This is a genomic window from Burkholderia sola (genome assembly GCF_905400185.1).
In the GTDB taxonomy this organism is placed as follows: Bacteria; Pseudomonadota; Gammaproteobacteria; order Burkholderiales; family Burkholderiaceae; genus Burkholderia; species Burkholderia sola.
Map to the genome: position 1 here is coordinate 1,091,580 of NZ_FR989677.1, position 16,595 is coordinate 1,108,174.

Genomic DNA, 16,595 nt, shown 5'->3' on the forward strand with positions numbered 1-16,595 from the left:
ACGCTCGCAGGTGCGAGCCATCCATTCCTCTTAGAAAGCGCGCATCGTCGCGTCGAACAATTCCTTTGCGACGGAAATCACTTTCATGTTGGCCGAGTAAATCTGAAGGGCCTCGGAAATATTGACGGCTTCCTCGTCCATGCTGACCCCGGACAGCGACTGCCAAGCTTCTTCCGCTCGCTGGCGAACATTAACGGCAATTGCCAAGCTCGACTGGTTCTGCTCACTCTGTGTGCCGAGCTTCCCGACGAGCTGCACGTACGCGTCGCCCAACGACGCCTCGCCGAAACCCGGCAAATCGATACGTCGGGAGCGCAGGTCGATCAGCTTGAGAAGATTGTCGCTGTTGCCAGGGGTCTTGGGATCGCCCGAAAAGCCGAGTTCCTCGGGCTTCATCTCGTTAGCCGTCAGGTGGCCCGTTACCGGATTGAACGTGAACAGCGCCTTGCCCGGCGAACCTCCCATGCCGAAGCCTGCAGTGAGCTGGTCGTTGAAGCTGCCCGCGAGTTCGGCCGCCAGCGAGCGGAGCGCCTCCATCTGCGGCAGCAGCGTGTCCTTCGCAAAAGACGACAAGCCGCCCAGCTCACCGCCGACCTTGGCGCCGTCCACCGAATACTGCGTGCCGGCTAGTTCCAGCTTGAGTTCGAACGTGCCGGCGGATAATGTTTCCACCTTCATCTTTGCGACCTGACGGCCCGCAATGAGCGGCGTACCGCCCGCAAGACTCACGTCGACGGCGCCGTCGGGTTGACGAACGGTACGGATATCGACCAGCGCCGACAACTGGTCGATGGCCTGGTCGCGCTGATCGATGAGCTCGGAGGGTGCGCCACCATTGGCTTCCGCATCGGCGACGAGCCGGTTCAACTCGGCGGCAGTTCGGGATAGACCGTTGATCTGCTCCACGGTGGCCGCGCTCTGTTGGCGCAGCGTATCGAGCTGGCCACGCATCATCTGCTGCACACTGTTGAAACTCTTCGCCATGCCACCGGCAGCCAGCAGCACCTGCTGCCGCAGCGCGGAGTTGGCCACATCGGCGCTGGCCGCATCCAGCGCACCAAAAAACTTGCCCATCGAGACTTTGATGCTGCCGTCCTTGAGCCCCATCACTTCCTCGAGCTGACGGAAGTACGATTCCGCCGCCCGATGCTCGCCAACCGATCCGTGGGACGCCCACTTCTGCTGCGTATTGGTGTGATCGCCGAAACGGATCACCGAACTCGCATCGACACCGCCACTCACGCGCGAGGTTCGCAGCACACCCTGGCGCGTGTAGCCGACGGTCTGCTGGTTTGCCGTGTTGCGTGCCGACCTATCCATCGCTGCTCGCGCCCCGAGCGCGCCTGACAAACCAATTTGGGTAATGTTCATAGTGAGGTTCAAGTGCAAAAAATGTGGCGGTGAACGTGTCAATGCGTCAGTCTTTCGACGGCGTCGCGTCAGGCGGCAGCATCTGCGCAACCAGCGTGTCCGCGATGCCAAAGCCACGTTGCTTCGCGATAGCATCGGCCACCGCCCGGTTCGCGTAGTCAAGCATCGCTTCGCTGGAACGGTCGGCAAAGCCATCGTCTCCCTTGAGCTGGTCGGTCGCCTTCTTCATTTCGCTCAACATCTGTGCGATGAAAAGGCCTTCGAATTTCACGGCCGCATCTTCCACGCGCGCGCGGTAAGCTGGATCCGACGCCTTGACGGCCGCGGTCTCAATCGCAGCGTACTGTGCGTGTGGCTGGTATCTGGGTTCAAGCGTCATAATCGAATTCCTCGTCAGATCACCACCAGGTCCCCCGTCAGCGCACCGGCTTCGGAAAGGGCTTGCAGGATCGCCATCAGGTCATCCGGCGTGGCACCGGTGCGGGTGATCGTGTCGACGATCGCTTGCAGGCTAGCGCCCGATGTCCACTGAAACGCATTGCCGCCCGCCTGCGTCACCCCGATCTCACTCACGGGCGCCGTCACGGTGCTGCCGTTGGCGAATGCATTCGGCTGGCTGACCATCGTGCCTTCGGCGATCGTCACCTTCAGCGAGCCGTGCGAGACGACCGCCGGTTTGACCGTCACCCCCTGACTGATAACGACCGTACCGGTGCGCGAGTTAAAGACAACGCGCGGCGCCTCTGCGCCCTTGCTCACCTTCAGCGCGTTCAGGCGGGCAACGAACGCCACACGCTGGCTCGCCACCTGGGGGGCAACCACATCCACCGAGGTAGCGTCCACCGTGCTGGCGACTTCGCTGCCGAGAGCGTTGTTGATAACGTCCGCGATACTGGAGGCGGTCTGGAAATCCGGACGTTTGAGGTTCAAGCGTACGGTCGGCGTATCGGCGAAGTCGGTGGCAATCTCCCGCTCGATCGTTGCACCCTTGGGAATCCGGCCCGTGGTGGGCGTATTGATCGTGACGCTGGTGCCGCTGCGTCCTTGCACATTCAGACCTGGAATCACCAGGTTGCCCTGCGCCAGCGCATAGACGTCGCCGTCCGCCGCACGCAAGGGGGTCATCAGCAGTGTTCCGCCGCGCAGGCTCTTCGCATCACCGAGCGACGAAACAGTCACGTCCACTTTCTGGCCGCGGCGATAGCCCGGCGGGAAAGTCGCGCTCACTATCACCGCGGCCGCGTTGCGCGAACGCAAGTTGGAATTTTCCGGCAGTCGCGTGCCGAATTGCTTGAGCATATTCGTCAGCGATTGGGTGGTGTACTTGGCTTGCGTGCCGTCACCCGATCCGGCCAAGCCAACCACGATGCCGTAGCCGACGAGCGCATTCTCACGCACGCCCTCTACGTCGACCAGGCTACCGACGGTCTGAGCGTGCGCTTCAATTGCGCTGCTTAGCGCGATGCCGATTACGATAGCCAGGGCGGCGACACGGGTTGTGAGTCGGGTTGGTTTCATCGCTTCATCCTGCGGTCGATTGGGCGTCGACCTGGTTCAATCCGTTCGTCGTCAACTCAGAACGGCATCCATGGGCTGTTGAAGAATCGGGTCAACAAGCCGGGCTGGTTTGCGTCCGCCAGCGACCCGCGGCCCGCGTAGGTAATACGCGCATTCGCCACACGTTGAGACGACACACGATTGTTCGAATCGATATCGGCAGCACGCACGTAACCCGCCAAACGCACGTTCTCTTCGCCCTGGTTGAGCACGAGGCGCTTCTCGCCCCGCACTTGCAGCAGGCCGTTGGGCATCACGCGCAGCACCACCACCGTCACCGAGCCGCGCAATGTGTTTTGCTGCGAGCTGGAACCCGCACCGTTGAACCCGCTCTTCGCGCCGAGTTCGGCCTCGACTGGCAGCGCCTTGCCGAACAGTGACGGCTTCTTGGCGCTGAGACTGCTGTCCTTGCCGACCTGCGTGCCGCTTTTCTTGCTCGCCTGGGTCGACTCTTCGAGATCCACCGTCAACACGTCGCCGGCGCGGAAAGCGCGCACGTCCGACGTGAGCGACCACGCCTGATCGGGAACCAGCACGCCGCCCGCCGTGCCCCGACGGATATCGAAAACGGTATCGGGCATGTTGTCGTCGAAGTCCGGCAGCGAACGATCGAACGGCCCGGTCGCACAACCGCCCAGTAAGGCCAGCGCACCGCCCATGGCAACGAAGCGGGTGACCGTCATCAGCGCGCAGCCTGCGACAGGTACTGCATCATGTTGTCGGCAGCCGACAGCACCTTGGTGTTCATCTCGTAGGTGCGTTGGGCAGCGATCATCTCGACCATTTCTTCCACGGCCAATACGTTGGAACCCTCGAGCGCACCTTGCTTGATCGTTCCGATGCCGTTCTGACCGGGCTCACTTTCGGTGGGCGCGCCGCTGGCAACGGTTTCCGCATACAGGTTGCCACCCAATGCGAGCAGGCCAGCCGGATTCACGAATTGAGCAAGCTGAAGTTGACCGACTTCGGCCAGCGTCTTGCCAGCGCCCGTCGAAACCGACACCATCCCGTTCTCGCTGATGGTGATACCCACCGCCTCAGGTGGAATGTCGATACCCGGCACGAGCGGCAGGCCCTGTGCATTGGTCAGACGGCCCTGGTCGTTCAGGCGTAACTGGCCGGCGCGCGTGTAGCCCACTTCGCCGTTCGGCATTTCCACCTGCAAAAAGCCATTGCCGACAATAGCCACGTCCAGCGGCTGGCCGGTCTCCTGGAGCGCGCCAGTGGTGAACACCTTTTGCGTGCCGGCAATCCGCGTGCCGTTGCCGAGTTGCACACCCGGCCCCGTTGCGTTGTCCGATACCTGGGCGCCGGGCTGACGCTCCGCACGGTAGAACATGTCTTCGAAAACGGCACGATCGCGTTTGAAGCCGACCGTGTTGACGTTCGCAAGGTTGTTGGCAATCGCCTGCAGCTTCGCGTCCTGGGCCTGGATGCCCGTCTTGCTGATCCACATTGCGTGATTCATCGTTGCCCTTCAGTGTTGGTTGATTCGTTTGGCACCGGTCCACCCGACCGCTTACCCGCGGATGAGCCGGTTGCCGGCATCGGCCATTTCATCGGCCACCTTGTATAGCTTCATCTGCATCTCGAATGAGCGCGTGAGCGACATCGTTTGCATCATTTCCTCGACGGCCGACACGTTGCTGGCTTCCAAATGGCCGCCCTTGACGGTCACGCTGTCGTCGGCCGCATAGTCGGTACCGGTGCGCGAAACGATGAGGCCCTGTGCGTTCTTCACCAAGTCGGTCGGCTCCGGGTTCACCAGCAGCAGGCGACCCGCGTCCTGCACCTCCTTCTCGCCCGCCGTCACGACGGAAATCGTGCCGTCCGCGCCGATCGTCAACGCGTCGTGCTCGGGCAGTACGATCGGACCGCCTTCCCCCAATACGGCATTGCCGTTCAGGGTAAGTGCGCCATCGCCGTCGAGCGTGAGCGCGCCGGCTCGCGTGTACGCCACGCCCTGAGCAGTCTCCACCGCAAGATAGCCGGGTCCGTCGATGGCCACGTCGAGCGTGCGACCCGTTTCGCTGATCTTGCCGGGCTCGTGATTCACATGCGTCGACGTGAGCGTTGCGTGGTAACGCGAGTCGTAGCCATAACCCCGAGCTGCCTGACTCGTCACACTGGCCAAATCGGCGCGAAAGCCGCTGGTATGCGCGTTGGCAAGGTTGTTGGCTCGCACGTTGAGCGCGCGCAGCGAATGCTCGGCGCCGGTCATGGCCGTGTACAGGAAATTGTCCATCGCGTTACAGCGCCTGCATCAACGCGCGCATCATTTCGTTTTCGGTCGACAGCACCTTCGAGTTGGCCTGGTAGTTCTGCTGCGCGCCCATCAGGCTCACGAGCTCCGCGGTCATGTCTACGTTCGACTGCTCGACCGCGCGCACGGCGAGCTTGCCGGCCATGCCGGTACCAGGCTTGCCGACCAGCGGTTCACCGGTAGCAGAACTGGCCTGCCAGCCGGACCCCTCCACCGGCACCAAGCCGTTTTCGTTCTGGAACGTCGCGATCGCCAATTGGCCGGCCGACAGCTTCTTGCCGTTGCTGTACTGCACCTCGATCGAGCCGTCCTCGGCCAGCGACACGCCGGTCACGGTGCCTGCCTTGTAGCCGTCCACACGATTCTTGTCGGTCGTCTGTTTGCCGCCAAACATCGTCGTGCCGGCGTAGCCGATTGCAATCGACATCGGTGCGGCGTCGGTCGGCGTGCCGAGGTCAAGTTGAACGGTGGCGGTCGGCGTTACCAGCTTGCCCGTGTTGTCGAAGCTCAGCTCCACGGGGTTGCCGACATTCTGACCGTCCATCGCGTAATAGACTTGCATCTTGTTGCCCGCATCCTTCACGAAATACTGGGTGACGGTGTGCTCGCGACCGAGAGAATCCGTCACAGTGGCGGCCGAGATGCCGTTGTACGACTTCGGATCGTCCTTGTCGAATGGCGAAACCGTGGGCGTGGTCCAGTCGGCAGACATATTGCCGACGTATTCCAGCGAACTGCTCGCCTGTGCGGGAATCGCGCCCGTAGGAATCGTCAGGCTGCCCAGTGCCCCGTCCGCGCCATACCCCTGCACGATGCGGCTCATGAAATCGATCACGTTGCCGTTCTTGTCGATGTTGAACACACCGGCGCGCGAATACACCATCGAGCCGTCGGTGTCGCGAGAGATGAAGAATCCCTTGCCCGCGATCGCGGCGTCCAGGCCGCGCCCCGTCGCGGAGAAATTTCCGGCGACGTCCATCGACTGCGAGGTCGAACCGATCGATACTCCCGACGGCATCGCATTGATGTAACTCGACGCGAAGTTGGCGCGGCCCGATTTAAAGCCGAGCGTGCCACTGTTGGCGATGTTGTTGCTGATCTGGTTGAGCTGCCCGTTGATAGCGTTGATGCCGGCGAGCGCGATGTTGAAACTCATGACTGGAACCTCTTTGAAATGGGGAGACTCTGGGGAGACGCGGTTTCCGAATACGTACGCTGCTGGTTTGATCGGCCGAGAAAGCGAGTGATATCAGCGGCCGCCGCATCACCAATGCCCGCGATCGTCAAGATCACGCGACCGTCCGTTCCGAGACGCACGCTTTGCAGATTGCCATCGAGCTCGACGGGGGGCTTCTCGCCGGAGTCGGCAACCACACGGAGCGTGTAATTGCCCGGCGGCAGACCGTGCTCTGCGGGGTCGATGTTGAAGTCGACGTCGCCCGCCTGTTTTGCGCCGAGCGAGACCTTGTACTCGGTGCCGCCCCCATCGGTCAGGATCACGCCGACCTCCGACGCCGACGATTCGAGCTTGAAGCCCCCTTTGACCCCCGCATCGCCCAACTCGACCTTTTCCGATCGCACGCGCACTTGTGATCCGACTTGTGACCCGAGCGTCACGACCAGCATGCTTTCCTGCGTCCTGGCGGTGGCGGCGCTAAGGTTGGCAAGCGTCCGCATGGCTTCCACCTGGCTCATCTGCGCGAACTGCGTCACGAACTGGTTGGCTTCCATCGGCGCCAACGGATCTTGATTCTTGACCTGCGCGACCAACAGCCGGGTGAACATGGCAGACACATCGCCTTCGCCATTGCCTGCTGTCGGCGTGGCGACCGAGCCACCTGTGCCAGTGACGTTATTGACATTGTTCTGGATGTCCACCGTGTTCAGCCCTCACCCATGCGCAGCAGGTCCTGCTGCATTCCCTTGATGCGCGTGAGCACCTCGACGTTGGTGGAAAAAGCGCGCGATGCGGCCATCATGTCGGCCATTTCTTCGACGGCGCTGACGTTCGAGTAAAACACCATGCCGTTATCATCTGCCAGCGGATGGCCCGGCTCATGTCGAGCAGCGAGCGCATCGTCGGTGGCAATCACGTCCAGCACCTGCACGCGCGCACCACCGTTCTGGAACACCGATGCGAATACCGGTTTGCGCGCGCGGTACGCGGTTTCCTCGGTGCCGGACGTACCTGCATTGGCAAGGTTGCTGGCAATGGTGTTGAGTCGCACGGCTTGTGCGGACAACGCCGAACCCGCGATCTGCGAAATGTCCTTGAAGCTCATCAGATGTTCCCCGTGATGGCGGATTTCAGCCCCTTGATTTTCATGTTGACGAATGTCAGGCTGGCCTGGAAATCCGCCGCGTTTTGCGAAAACGCCGCCTGCTCGACACCGAGTTCGACGGTGTTGCCATCTTGCGAGGGACTGCTGGGCACGCGGTACATCGGTTCATCGCCACCGAATCGCAGCGCGGCATCGAAGGCATCGTTGGCGAGCACATAGCCGAGGCTCGCACGGAAGTCCAGATCGCGCGCCTGGTAGCCCGGCGTCGATTCGTTGGCCAAGTTCGATGCAAGGAGCTTGGTGCGCTCGGCACGCACTTTGAGTGCGGCCGCATGTACGCCAAGTGCTTGTTCGAGATTCAATCCCATAGTGGCGGCTTGCCTCCGGAAAGTGCCGCGCGGTTGTTACCGGGCAGCGGTTGAGTCATAGACCGGGTGGAGGTTACGGGCTGGCGAACGTGGCCGCGAAGAGGTTTTACAGAACTTGAACACGGCGCTCGAGCGTTCGCTACAGCCGCGCGGCGCCCTATAATCGAGCAACATTCAGTTCAAGAAAAAGGATGCGATGGCTCCGACACACTCCCGCAAGCAACCGCACGAGCATGTGGTGCTGGCAGCAGTAATCGCAGCGTTGGCGATGCCGCTTGCAGCCTTTGCGCAGGCGCCCGCACCCGCCACGGCGCATCCAGGCGATCCGGCCATCCCACAGGTCGAGAAAGCGGCTCAGACCTGGCTTGCGCGCTATGTTGCCGATCGCGCGCTGGCCAAACCGGATGCTTCAGTCGCGGTGTCGGCCTCGCGCCGGCCTGCCCCGACGTGCAGCAAGCCCTACGAAATCGCCGCGACTGACACCAAGACGCTGACCCGCATGCGTTTTTCAGTGCGCTGCAACGGGGAACCGCGCGCCACGACATATCTGGTGAAGGCTCGCATCGACACGCCAGTGCTGGTAGCGGCAACCGCGTTGCGCTCCGGCCACACGCTCAACGAAGCGGATTTCAAGCAGGATGTCCGCGACTTTGCGCTCACCCCCGATGCGCTGACCGATCCCGCCCTCGCTGTTGGGCGCATGCTCCGCCGCACGGTAAAGGCCGGCCAGGTGATCCAAGCCCGGCTACTCGACCGCGCGGAAGCCATCCGCCGCGGCCAGGCGGTCCAAATAGAGGCGAATACCGGGCCGATACGCGTGTCCGTGCCAGGCACGGCCATGCAGAATGGCGCGATCGACGAGGTTATCCGCGTGAAAAACGCGAGTACTGGCAAAGTGATCTTCGCGCGGGTGACCGGTGCCGACACCGTCGAGCCGGTTGGCGTTACGAAGTAGAGGTAAAGCGGCCGCCGGCACCGGGCCGCGACGAACGTCAGCGAATCATCCGCTTGACCAGCCCTACCATGTCCACAAGCTTGGTCGCGTAGGCAGGATCGGTCGCGTAACCACCGCGCTTGAGTGCGCTGGCGAATGCGCGGGCGTCGTCGCCTACGTTGCGCACGCCGGCATAGCGGGGCGAATCGCGCAGCAGCTTGGCGTAATCGTGAAACGCGCTGCCATAGCTCGGGTACGCGCGGAAGCGGTCGACCATCTTCACGGCCGAGCCGTCCACATACTCGGTGGTGACGGCAGCAGCCGACTCCCCCGCCCATCCGCCCGTCGATTTGATGCCGAACAGGTTATGCGTGGTCTCGCCGCGTACGTTCTTCAGCGGTTTGCTGCCCCAGCCGGATTCAAGCGCCGCGTGCGCGGCGATTAGTTCCGGTGCCGCGCCAATCATCGCGCCCGCACGACGAGCGTGCGGCATGATCTCGGCCAGAAAGGCCTGCTGATCTGAATCGGTGAAGTTCGGCCCTGTCGCGGGAGCGCCGTTTCCCAGGACACCCTGCTGCGGCTTCGCGAGTGCTTCCGCGCGGGCTCGCATCATATCGGTCCATGTTGCCGCCTGCGACGAAAGCTGCGGCTCGATCGAGTGGCCGAAGCCGTTGCGGATCGTGCCGCGGATATCGCGATTCAGCGACGCGTACAACGAACCAAAGCCCATCGCCGTCTCGCTTGCGGACGCAACGGGAGGGGGAGTGCGGGAAGTCGGACCCGGCGCGGCGGGCACGAATGCGACGTCAGGCCGGAACATAGGTGTGGCTTTCTCCGTACACCAGGCGCTGCATCACCTCGTACTGCGCGACCAAGAGGCCGCTGTTGCGCCGAGTGAGGGCTTGGCATCGCGCTGCAAGCAGCTTCACTTCCTCACACCGCTCGACGAACGATGCGCGTTGCATTGCGTGCCTGTCGTCGGCCAACAGACGCCGACCCAGTTCCAGCACCGCACCCGGCACCTGACCGAGCCGCTCAATGCGGTAGCGGCGCCGCATGTCAATCGCATCGGCCTCAGCTGCGATCACGCCAGCGAGCACGCCAAGCCTCACGGTATCGAGTTGCTGCGCCGCAGCAAACTGATCTTCCAGCAGTTGCACAAGCTTGCGGTAGCCGACGCAGTCGGCGATAACGTCCACGAGCAGTTGGTGCGGGGTACCCGTGCCCGTCATTCGCTACCTCCGTGATAACGTTGAATCGTGCCCGCAAGCTTGCAGGCATCGAACCGGATCTTGCCGGCGGCCAGCGCGGCCTGAACGCGAGCCACCCGAACCATGTCGATTTCCGGCGTCTCGTCCAGCACGGCGCGTGCTGCATCCAGCACCAGGCGATCACGGGTCTTTTCGTGCACCACTTCGGTTGACGCCACAGTACGCTTGTGGCGCACGCCCTCGGAACGCTGTACGCCTTCCGCTCCATTGACTGCGGCGTGTACCGCCAGATTAGCAATTCGCATGATGTCACCCTAAGGCCCCGCGGCCCTCAAAATTGTTACCCGTCCACACTCCTTCAGAACGAGCAAGCGGATCGATCTGTTAAGTCCTTTTTTTGTCGAGCTTCACACCGACCTCCGCACCGACTCGGCCCGCGTCAGGATCGCCGGCCGACGTGGCGTTAATGCCGGGCGTCAGCGGCACGACTTGGTCGACTGGGCCGAACATGGAGCAGATAGCGCGGGCGCGTTCCGGCGTCAGCACCAGAAATTCAATGCGTCGATTGATTGCAGCGCGAGGATTGTTCACCAGCGGCGCCCGGTCGGCCATGCCGATCACTTGCATCACTTGCTCGGCGTTCACGCCGCCTCGCAACAGCCACGACCGGGCGGACATCGCGCGATCCACCGACAGATCCCAGTTCGAACGCGAGCCGGCGTCCGAGTTGCGATACGGCACCGAATCGGTGTGCCCCAGTACGAACAGTGGATTGCCGATCGAGCCCATGAGCGCGCCCAGCTTGATCAGCATCGGTCGAAACGGCTCGGAAGGTACCGCACCACCACTGACGAACACGCCGCGCTCTTCGGTATCGTGCAGCATGACCCGCAGGCCCATTGGCGTGACGATCGCTTGAACGTTGTCGAGCACCCCCGCGTCCTTGCCGAGCTTGCGCACCCGTTCGGCAAGCGCGTCCATCGCCTCGCGGCTGTCCGCCATCGGCTCGCTGCGCTTCACGTCGCCAGCCCCCTCGTCAGCCACGTGCGACGCCGACGTGTCCTGCAACGCGTGAGTATTCGGCCCCAACGGCGCACTGGCCGGCATGTCCCAGTCGTCGTCGTACAGTGCACTGTCGACCATTGCGTCCATTTTGCGGCGCGTCTCCTCGTCGCGTGCACTGAGCGCCCACAACAACATGAACACACACAGCAGCGCGAGGCAGAAATCGGCGAACGCGACTTTCCAGCCACCGCCATGATCGTCGTCGTAATCGCGCCGAACCGGGCGTTTGACGATCAAGTCGACGGGGGCCGCCCGGCGTTCACCTCGCTTGGCAGGAGTGGCCGTCGCGGGCGCGCCGGGCGCATCTTCGGTTGCGACGCTTTCGTGGGTGCTATCCAAGCTCATTCACGCCCCGCGTCCAATTGGCCGATCCAGCCCTCGAGCTGCGCGAAGCTCGGCTTGCAGGCCGGTTGCATCATGCGACGGCCTGCATCGATCGCCAGCAGCGGTGGCTTGCCGCCAGCAAAGGCCACCAGTATCACTTTCATGCATTCCATTTCCGACATCTCGGCCTTCATCGCCTGCTTGATCAGATTCGACACCGGATCCAAAACGCCATAACAGAAGAAAATGCCGATAAGCGTGCCAATCATGGCGGCCGCGACGTTCTCGGCCAGCTCGGCCGCACTGGCGCCGTCTCCAAGTCTGCCCATGGCAATCACCACGCCCAATACCGCAGCCACAATGCCAAAGCCGGGCATGGCTTCCGAAATCTTCTTGATCGAGCGCGATGGCAACTCAATGTTCTCTTGAACGGCAACCAGCTCCTGCTCGAGCACGCTTTCCAACTCGTGGGAACTGATCTTGCCCATCGCCATCAAGCGGAGGTTGTCGACAATGAAGGTAAGCAGCTCGGGACCCTGCAGCACCAGCGGGTAGCGCTGGAACAGCCGGCTTTCGTGCGGGTTCTCAACGTGGTTGTCGAGCGCCTTGAGGTCTCTGCCGATGTTCAATAGCTCATACATCAGCAGCAATTGCTGGCGCTGGAGTTCCTTGTTGGCCGTGCGCTTGCGCCTGCCCATCACCTTACGCAATTGCTTGCCCATGTCGACGAGCACGTGGCGCGAATTGCCCAGCACCAGCGCACCAACGGCCGAGCCGACGACAATCAACAATTCGACAGGCTGCCAGAGCTTGCGGAAATCGCCCCCCATGAATACGAAGCCGCCGAAGACGCAGCCAAGCACGATCAAAATTCCAAATATCTGTTGCATGATTCCTTCCCGACCTGGGCGCCGTCCGATGGGAGCGGCGCAATATTCTTCACTGTCAATGCTGAGCGAGGCGCTTGCGCATCTTGACCAGCGCGCTCTTGTTGATCTGACAGACTCGAGCCCGCGTCAGGCCCAGCACCGCCCCGATCTCCGCTTGACTCAGATCGAATTCGTAATAGAGCTGGATGATCTGCTGCTCGCGCGCGTCGAGCACGCCCAGCGCCTGTTCAAGCGAGTGGCGCAGCATGGCGCGGTGTTCGATGCCGTCGCTGCCGCCGCACTCGTACCGTTCCGCGTCCTCTTCCAGCAAGGCGTCAAAACTGACGAACTCTTGTGCGCAGTCGTCCAGTTGCAACTGCTCGTATTCGTCGTCGCCGATTTCCAGCGCGTTGCACACTTCTTCTTTCGTAGGATCGCGGCGCAGTTCCCGGCGCAGTGCTCGCTCAGTGCTGCGCAGACGGTGAGCACCTTGGCGTGCCGAGCGCGGCCGCCAGTCCTGGCGGCGCAGTTCGTCCAGAATCGCGCCCCGCACGCGAAATTGCGCAAAATGCTCGAATTCGTCATCGGGCTCACCGTAGCGACGCAGCGCTTCGAGCAGACCCATCAACCCGAGTTGCTCGAGGTCGCAGGCCTCCATGGCCCCACCCGCCTGCGACGCGAGCTTGCGCACGATGCGCTTCACCAGCGGCGCATACCGCGCCATCCAGCGCGCCTCATCGGCGGGGGACAACGCCTGGTTCTCGCGCTGTACACTTTGGTATTCGGTGTAGATCGTTGCAGTCATCGTATTCGGTCCATCATGACCTTCGTTACCGTCACGTTACGAGAGCGTGCGATTGGTGCCGCAGCACAATGTTCGTATTCCAAATTGAGCAATGCTGCTGATTCGAGCTATTCCATGCACTGCACACCGACCAGCGTGCGCGTGGCCGGTATGCTTCCGACCCTCTCGCTCAGCGCCGGCAGCCCTTCGCGCAATTCGTTTCGTTAGCCGAAAGCAGCAGATCCGGCATCAGATTGCACGGCCGCGTGTTGCCCTTGTTGCCGTGCGTTCCGGATCATGTCGTCGCCCTCTTCACGTACGCGAATTCGCGAGGCGCCAATTCGAATATCGAATCGCCGCCTGCGGAGGCCAAACCGCCACCAGGCCCTCGCGTGGGCGGCTCATCGCGTGGATGGTGCTCGCGGCCGCCCGAGCCGCCCGCCTCGCCATGGCTTTGCCGACCTGCCGAGACCTGCACGGTCACGTCGCCACCATGTCGCGCGCCCAGATCCTGGCGCAAGCTTTCTCCGATCGCCTGCAACTGGAGAACGACCTCGGGATGGGTGGCCGACAAGTGAACTGCCATGCCGTTGACGTTCTGGCGTAGTTCGATGCGTATCGATCCGTTCGAACCCGGTTCGAGTCGGATCACGGCTTGACGCATGCCCTGAGCCATCTGCACGCTCAGGCGCTCTCCCAACGCGTCGATCAGCTTCTGCTGACGCGCGGTCGGCGCACTCGTAGCCGTTGTCGGCACCATTGCCGCTTCCGGTGCCTTTGCCACTTCCGGTACCCTTGCCGCTTCCGTCAACAGTTCGGCTTGTGTTGCGCGGGTGCCTACCTCGCAGTCGGGCGTGACGGCCGATGGCCCTGTCGGAGCGATTGCGTCACCGAACGCGAGCGGGCCGAAGATCGGCGACACGTGCGTCGTCGCGAAATTCATGCTTTGGTTCAACAGCGCCCCAGGTACCGCACTCGATCGATGGTCGAACAGGCGCGCGGCCAGCATGGGCGCGACCGGTTCCTTCGCACCAACTTGCGGCAAAACCGCTTGCTCGATCGCGCCGCGCCGGTACAAGTCCGCTGGTTGCGCTGTCCCATGTGTGTGTGCCGGCAACGAAACGATGGTGGAAAGGCGTTGCATTGCGACGGTATCGACCGGTGCGTCGCTTGTCGTCCGGTCCGGTGCGACAGTGTCGACTGCACGTGCTTCCAGCGCCTGCATAAGGCCCGGTGCGGCCACCGCGCCGTCCTGCAACAATGGCATGTCGCCAGCCGGGGGTTCGGTTTCAGGCGCTCGCGCCAGTGCCAACCACGGATCCGGCACCGACACCGGATCCGCCGTGGCGTCCGTGCCGTCGTCCAATCCGGAGCCCTCCACCAGCAAGGCCTCGAAATCATCGGTTAACACGGATGGCTGCCCGCCGAGCACTGCAGCCAGCACGGCGCTACCGTCGGCTGCCGTTGCCGGCACAAGGTCGGCCGTTGCCGAAAGACCGCTCATCATTGCTGGCTCCCTTGAACTGCATAGGCATGCCAGACTTCGCGGCGATCATTGAGATCGCTCATCGCCTCGATCAGCCGTTCGGATTCAATTTCCAATAACGAAATAGCGACGCGGTGCGCGATCGTCAGAAGTCTCAGTGCTTCCAGCTCGGCAGCGGTCAACGCCGTTCCGGTTGCCATGTTGCTCACGATATCGTGTACTTCGACGCTCAAGCACACCAGCGCGTCGAAATCGCACTTCGCAATCGCTTGTCGTACGCGCATTGCAAGTCGTAGCACATAGTCGCTCTGGTCCATGGTCTATCATCCGAATCGTTGATCGACGCCTTCCCACGCCGCGCGCAGCGTGCGAATCAGCATCGAGACTTCATCGATGAGGACCGGATCCAGAGCGAGTCCGGCTTCATTCAGGCGTACCGTGCAGTACTCGTACAGCCGGGCAAGATTGACGACGACCTCGTTGCCGACGTCGAAATCGAGTGCACTGGTCAGACCATGCAGCATGCCGATGCACTTGTTCAGGCTGTTGCCCTTCTCTTCGTAGCGTCCAGCTTCGATATGGGCACGCGCGCGCGCCATCTCGTCGAGCAGGCCATCCATCAGCACAATCACCAACCGTACCGGCGACGCGCTTGCCGCCTGACTCGCCAGGTTCGTCGTCTGGTAATTGCCGTAACCATGTCCGGTCATCATTTCTTGTTTCCGCTAAGGAGGTCGTCGAGCAACTGCTTCGTGTATTCCATCCGCTTCTGCAGTTCCGCCACGCGCGTGAACTGGGTCAGATATCGGTCATAGACCTGACGGTATTGCACTTCGAGCGAACGCTCCTTTTTCTTTAACGATTGCTGAATAAGCTCGGCGGAATCCTGACGACGCTTGACCTGACCGTCGACGGAGGAGGTCCATGTCTTCAGGTAGGCGTCCATGCGCGCGACGATGCCCTTCTCAGGATCGGCAAACAAGGCAGCGAGACCATTTGGATTCTTGTCCAGCGAGGCTTTCATCTTGTCCGTATCGAGCGACAGCTTGCCGGTACGGTCCGCTGAGATGCCGTAGTCCAACATCCGCCTTTCGCCCACTGTGGCGCGCAACAGCGCGTTCATTCGCTGTTGGAGATTGCGCACACCGGCATCGCCGACGAACGGCCCTGCGTTGGATGGATTGTCAGGGTTGACCTTGGTCAGCTCGGCCAGCACGCCCATTGCTTTGTTATATGCATCGACAAACGCCTGCACGGCGTCGGCCGTGCCGCCGTGGTCAAGCTTGATATCGAGCAACAATGGCGCGTCGCTTTCGACCATCGACTGCTTGAACGTGACGGACACGCCCTGAATGCCGGTGAAAGTATTGCTGCCCTGCTTGATTTCGACGCCGCTCTCCCCGCCAAGCTTGAATATGGCGTCTCGTGCCACCGACAGTTCGTCCGGCGTACCCGACAGGGCAGCAGACAGCACTGTATCGCCGATGCCGCTGGCGTCGAGCGAAATGGCACCGGCCTCGCCGGTCTCGCCCGAGGTCAGCACGAGACGCTGCTCGCCTTCGATCGTGACGATCGATGCAGATACCTTGCCGTTGTTGCCGGCGGCCTGGTTGATCGCGCGAGCCAGTTCGGCCGACGACACGTTGCCGCTCGCGTCGGCGTTGGCTGCCGATAGGTCCACCTTGAACGATTCTCCGTTCGCGAGTGCGATCCCGAGTGTGCCCGCGTCCTTGGCACCGTATGACGAGAGGCCCTTGAAGGCCACCTGATGCGTCGACGCGAGTTGCTTGACGAAGAACGTGTAACGACCAGGCTGCGCATTGGCCGCCGCGGTGGCTTCGCCCAGCGCCGGGTTCGACAGCGCGGCCTTTTGTTTGACGATGCCGCCCACACCGGACAAGCCCTTCAACGCGCTCTGAAACGAACTCAACGCGCCTTGTAACCGGGTGAGCCCGGCCTGGGCGATCGCGTTGCCCGCTTGCTGGGTTTTCAGGCGCTGAACAGCATTCAGCATGTACTTTTCGGTAAGCGCCTTGGCGCTTGCCACTGGGTCTCCAATACTACCGAACATGGCGTCCTCG

The 16,595-nt window shown here is 62.3% G+C and carries 21 protein-coding genes; 1 reads left to right on the top strand and 20 read right to left on the bottom strand.

What is annotated here, in order from left to right; translation table 11 throughout:
• Positions 1-30: 30 nt before the first annotated feature.
• From flgK to flgB, 10 genes are read right to left on the bottom strand one after another with little or no spacing between them, the layout of a single operon-like run.
• A complete protein-coding gene (flgK, locus tag KR541_RS34935) occupies positions 31-1,371 on the bottom strand; it encodes a flagellar hook-associated protein FlgK (protein WP_063772919.1) in 1,341 nt (446 codons plus the stop codon).
• A 46-nt stretch (positions 1,372-1,417) separates the two neighbouring features.
• Entirely contained in the window at positions 1,418-1,750 is a 333-nt protein-coding gene (locus tag KR541_RS34940; RefSeq protein ID WP_143328931.1) for a hypothetical protein, read from the bottom strand.
• A gap of 14 nt (positions 1,751-1,764) precedes the next feature.
• A complete protein-coding gene (locus KR541_RS34945; RefSeq protein ID WP_050017738.1) occupies positions 1,765-2,889 on the bottom strand; it encodes a flagellar basal body P-ring protein FlgI in 1,125 nt (374 codons plus the stop codon).
• A gap of 56 nt (positions 2,890-2,945) precedes the next feature.
• Complete coding sequence (flgH, locus tag KR541_RS34950; protein ID WP_050017739.1) at positions 2,946-3,611, bottom strand: flagellar basal body L-ring protein FlgH; 666 nt, start codon at positions 3,609-3,611, stop codon at positions 2,946-2,948.
• On the bottom strand, positions 3,611-4,396 hold the full coding sequence (gene flgG, locus KR541_RS34955) for a flagellar basal-body rod protein FlgG (protein WP_200891644.1): 786 nt from the start codon (positions 4,394-4,396) through the stop codon (positions 3,611-3,613). The genes flgH and flgG overlap by 1 nt, the downstream gene beginning before the upstream one ends.
• Before the next feature lie 51 nt (positions 4,397-4,447).
• On the bottom strand, positions 4,448-5,173 hold the full coding sequence (locus tag KR541_RS34960) for a flagellar basal body rod protein FlgF (RefSeq protein ID WP_089490250.1): 726 nt from the start codon (positions 5,171-5,173) through the stop codon (positions 4,448-4,450).
• 4 nt (positions 5,174-5,177) lie between these two features.
• On the bottom strand, positions 5,178-6,347 hold the full coding sequence (locus KR541_RS34965) for a flagellar hook protein FlgE (protein ID WP_089490249.1): 1,170 nt from the start codon (positions 6,345-6,347) through the stop codon (positions 5,178-5,180).
• A complete protein-coding gene (locus KR541_RS34970) occupies positions 6,344-7,069 on the bottom strand; it encodes a flagellar hook capping FlgD N-terminal domain-containing protein (protein WP_050017743.1) in 726 nt (241 codons plus the stop codon). The genes KR541_RS34965 and KR541_RS34970 overlap by 4 nt, the downstream gene beginning before the upstream one ends.
• A gap of 5 nt (positions 7,070-7,074) precedes the next feature.
• Positions 7,075-7,473, bottom strand: coding sequence for a flagellar basal body rod protein FlgC (gene flgC, locus KR541_RS34975; RefSeq protein WP_050017744.1), 399 nt, complete (start codon positions 7,471-7,473; stop codon positions 7,075-7,077).
• The gene (flgB, locus tag KR541_RS34980; protein WP_050017745.1) at positions 7,473-7,841 is read right to left on the bottom strand and encodes a flagellar basal body rod protein FlgB; all 369 of its coding nucleotides are present in this window, start codon (positions 7,839-7,841) and stop codon (positions 7,473-7,475) included. Before flgB ends, flgC begins: the two co-directional genes overlap by 1 nt.
• 196 nt (positions 7,842-8,037) lie before the next feature.
• Between flgB and flgA the strand changes: the two genes are divergently transcribed.
• Positions 8,038-8,796, top strand: coding sequence for a flagellar basal body P-ring formation chaperone FlgA (gene flgA / locus KR541_RS34985; RefSeq protein ID WP_216090186.1), 759 nt, complete (start codon positions 8,038-8,040; stop codon positions 8,794-8,796).
• A 37-nt stretch (positions 8,797-8,833) separates the two neighbouring features.
• Here the strand turns inward: flgA and KR541_RS34990 are convergent, their stop codons facing one another.
• The 10 genes from KR541_RS34990 to fliD form a co-directional block, all read right to left on the bottom strand.
• Positions 8,834-9,505 carry a glucosaminidase domain-containing protein gene (locus tag KR541_RS34990; protein ID WP_050017747.1) on the bottom strand — a complete coding sequence of 224 codons (672 nt, stop codon included), beginning with the start codon at positions 9,503-9,505 and terminating at the stop codon, positions 8,834-8,836.
• A 76-nt stretch (positions 9,506-9,581) separates the two neighbouring features.
• Entirely contained in the window at positions 9,582-10,007 is a 426-nt protein-coding gene (locus tag KR541_RS34995; RefSeq protein ID WP_216090187.1) for a hypothetical protein, read from the bottom strand.
• Positions 10,004-10,291 (bottom strand): flagellar biosynthesis anti-sigma factor FlgM, encoded by a 288-nt coding sequence (locus KR541_RS35000; RefSeq protein ID WP_216090188.1) that lies wholly within the window; start codon positions 10,289-10,291, stop codon positions 10,004-10,006. The genes KR541_RS34995 and KR541_RS35000 overlap by 4 nt, the downstream gene beginning before the upstream one ends.
• Before the next feature lie 79 nt (positions 10,292-10,370).
• Complete coding sequence (locus KR541_RS35005; protein ID WP_216090189.1) at positions 10,371-11,396, bottom strand: flagellar motor protein MotB; 1,026 nt, start codon at positions 11,394-11,396, stop codon at positions 10,371-10,373.
• Positions 11,393-12,265: a flagellar motor stator protein MotA gene (motA, locus tag KR541_RS35010; protein ID WP_050017751.1), complete on the bottom strand. Its 873-nt coding sequence runs from the start codon at positions 12,263-12,265 to the stop codon at positions 11,393-11,395. The genes KR541_RS35005 and motA overlap by 4 nt, the downstream gene beginning before the upstream one ends.
• 55 nt (positions 12,266-12,320) lie before the next feature.
• Entirely contained in the window at positions 12,321-13,049 is a 729-nt protein-coding gene (locus KR541_RS35015; protein WP_050017752.1) for a FliA/WhiG family RNA polymerase sigma factor, read from the bottom strand.
• A gap of 274 nt (positions 13,050-13,323) precedes the next feature.
• On the bottom strand, positions 13,324-14,535 hold the full coding sequence (locus KR541_RS35020; RefSeq protein ID WP_050017753.1) for a flagellar hook-length control protein FliK: 1,212 nt from the start codon (positions 14,533-14,535) through the stop codon (positions 13,324-13,326).
• A complete protein-coding gene (locus KR541_RS35025; protein ID WP_216090190.1) occupies positions 14,532-14,831 on the bottom strand; it encodes a hypothetical protein in 300 nt (99 codons plus the stop codon). Before KR541_RS35025 ends, KR541_RS35020 begins: the two co-directional genes overlap by 4 nt.
• 6 nt (positions 14,832-14,837) lie before the next feature.
• On the bottom strand, positions 14,838-15,227 hold the full coding sequence (gene fliS / locus KR541_RS35030; protein ID WP_050017755.1) for a flagellar export chaperone FliS: 390 nt from the start codon (positions 15,225-15,227) through the stop codon (positions 14,838-14,840).
• Complete coding sequence (gene fliD / locus KR541_RS35035) at positions 15,224-16,561, bottom strand: flagellar filament capping protein FliD (RefSeq protein ID WP_060733590.1); 1,338 nt, start codon at positions 16,559-16,561, stop codon at positions 15,224-15,226. The genes fliS and fliD overlap by 4 nt, the downstream gene beginning before the upstream one ends.
• Between the last annotated feature and the right edge of the window lie 34 nt (positions 16,562-16,595).

Excerpts from the sequence above, each read along its gene's own strand:
- flgK (WP_063772919.1), bottom strand. The coding sequence starts at position 1,371 with ATGAACATTACCCAAATTGGTTTGTCAGGCGCGCTCGGGGCGCGAGCA.
- KR541_RS34940 (WP_143328931.1), bottom strand. The coding sequence starts at position 1,750 with ATGACGCTTGAACCCAGATACCAGCCACACGCACAGTACGCTGCGATT.
- KR541_RS34945 (WP_050017738.1), bottom strand. The coding sequence starts at position 2,889 with ATGAAACCAACCCGACTCACAACCCGTGTCGCCGCCCTGGCTATCGTA.
- flgH (WP_050017739.1), bottom strand. The coding sequence starts at position 3,611 with ATGACGGTCACCCGCTTCGTTGCCATGGGCGGTGCGCTGGCCTTACTG.
- flgG (WP_200891644.1), bottom strand. The coding sequence starts at position 4,396 with ATGAATCACGCAATGTGGATCAGCAAGACGGGCATCCAGGCCCAGGAC.
- KR541_RS34960 (WP_089490250.1), bottom strand. The coding sequence starts at position 5,173 with ATGGACAATTTCCTGTACACGGCCATGACCGGCGCCGAGCATTCGCTG.
- KR541_RS34965 (WP_089490249.1), bottom strand. The coding sequence starts at position 6,347 with ATGAGTTTCAACATCGCGCTCGCCGGCATCAACGCTATCAACGGGCAG.
- flgC (WP_050017744.1), bottom strand. The coding sequence starts at position 7,473 with ATGAGCTTCAAGGACATTTCGCAGATCGCGGGTTCGGCGTTGTCCGCA.
- flgB (WP_050017745.1), bottom strand. The coding sequence starts at position 7,841 with ATGGGATTGAATCTCGAACAAGCACTTGGCGTACATGCGGCCGCACTC.
- flgA (WP_216090186.1), top strand. The coding sequence starts at position 8,038 with ATGGCTCCGACACACTCCCGCAAGCAACCGCACGAGCATGTGGTGCTG.
- KR541_RS34990 (WP_050017747.1), bottom strand. The coding sequence starts at position 9,505 with ATGGGCTTTGGTTCGTTGTACGCGTCGCTGAATCGCGATATCCGCGGC.
- KR541_RS34995 (WP_216090187.1), bottom strand. The coding sequence starts at position 10,007 with ATGACGGGCACGGGTACCCCGCACCAACTGCTCGTGGACGTTATCGCC.
- KR541_RS35000 (WP_216090188.1), bottom strand. The coding sequence starts at position 10,291 with ATGCGAATTGCTAATCTGGCGGTACACGCCGCAGTCAATGGAGCGGAA.
- KR541_RS35005 (WP_216090189.1), bottom strand. The coding sequence starts at position 11,396 with ATGAGCTTGGATAGCACCCACGAAAGCGTCGCAACCGAAGATGCGCCC.
- motA (WP_050017751.1), bottom strand. The coding sequence starts at position 12,265 with ATGCAACAGATATTTGGAATTTTGATCGTGCTTGGCTGCGTCTTCGGC.
- KR541_RS35015 (WP_050017752.1), bottom strand. The coding sequence starts at position 13,049 with ATGACTGCAACGATCTACACCGAATACCAAAGTGTACAGCGCGAGAAC.
- KR541_RS35020 (WP_050017753.1), bottom strand. The coding sequence starts at position 14,535 with ATGATGAGCGGTCTTTCGGCAACGGCCGACCTTGTGCCGGCAACGGCA.
- KR541_RS35025 (WP_216090190.1), bottom strand. The coding sequence starts at position 14,831 with ATGGACCAGAGCGACTATGTGCTACGACTTGCAATGCGCGTACGACAA.
- fliS (WP_050017755.1), bottom strand. The coding sequence starts at position 15,227 with ATGATGACCGGACATGGTTACGGCAATTACCAGACGACGAACCTGGCG.